Here is a 1,083-nt window from a genome sequence, read left to right as displayed (position 1 = left end):
CGTACGTTGGTCTTCGAGCACTTCAGCCAGTATTTGCTTGAATACCGTAACCCAGCGGATGTCGCTCTCGCCCTGCTCCTTTATTTCCAAGAACCGGTTGTAGGAAATGTCGAAGGTAGTGCCGTACTGGTGGCAGCTGTTCTCCGAGGCGTTGCGGTTAAAGCGGCGCAGCCGTTGCACGTCCTCTTTGGTGCGCAGTACCGAGGTGACCAGTAGCTTGTGCGGCTCATATCCCTTGGTGGCCAGCGAATCGTTGAAGGCGCGGCTTATCTCGTTGAGCAGCGTGGCTGCGCGGGGCACTAAGTAGGGGATGGACTGGTGCAGGGGCAGCACGGAATAAAATGGGTTGTCGCCAATATACACCAAGTCCTTCATGCGGTCGCGGGCCTCCTCGCGGTTGGCTATTTGCTCAATGCCCAGTCGGCTGGCCGTGGCTACCTGCACATCGTTCAGGTCGGGAAAGGACGTTTCAAAGCGCGGCACACTCGTGACGCGGTTCTTCACGGCTTTGCCATCGCTGCCCACCAGTATGGGCGGCTTGCGTGCCCGCAGCAGCAGGCTGTCCACGTGCAGTGCCTGCTGGGCAATGCTGTCGAGCGGCTGGGAAAATGCCGAACTTCTTTGGGCAGTGGGTACTTTCGCGATGAAGTCAGGAAAAAGGGCTTTGGGATGAATGCACTTGACCACACCCAGTAAGGCGGTCAAGGCGCAGAAAGTATAGAGGAAATGGCTGCGCTTGGCGCAGAACTTAGGTTTCATTGGTGTGATGGTCTATGTATGAGACAGAAAGGCGGGCTGTAACAATAGCTTCCCTACGTATAGCGGATAGAGCGTATGGGAACCCATATGGCCAGCTTGCTCAAATGGCTGAGGCGCAGCCTATCTTATGCAAAGATAGTGCAAGCTGAACGCCATGAGCTTGCTCAAATGGCTGAGGCGCAGCCTATCTTATGCAAAGGTAGCACTCTTCGCTTTCTTCGCGCAGACTTTTGATTTTTTTATGCTTGAAAAGGCAAGCACGTCCCGGGTGGCTGTCATTTCAAAACTTGAAAGTGCCAGTACAAATCAGCTGTCTTTGAGCAG

1 protein-coding gene is annotated in these 1,083 nt (G+C 54.6%); it reads right to left on the bottom strand.

What is annotated here, in order from left to right; all coding sequences use genetic code 11:
- The coding region (locus Q4P78_RS09325) for a DUF5715 family protein (protein WP_303340092.1) at positions 1-759 on the bottom strand (759 nt) is incomplete at its 3' end.
- Between the last annotated feature and the right edge of the window lie 324 nt (positions 760-1,083).

Origin of the sequence: Rothia sp. (in: high G+C Gram-positive bacteria) (genome assembly GCF_030540545.1) — a bacterium.
In the GTDB taxonomy this organism is placed as follows: Bacteria; Actinomycetota; Actinomycetes; order Actinomycetales; family Micrococcaceae; genus Rothia.
This window is presented reverse-complemented; position numbering and strand designations above follow the sequence as displayed.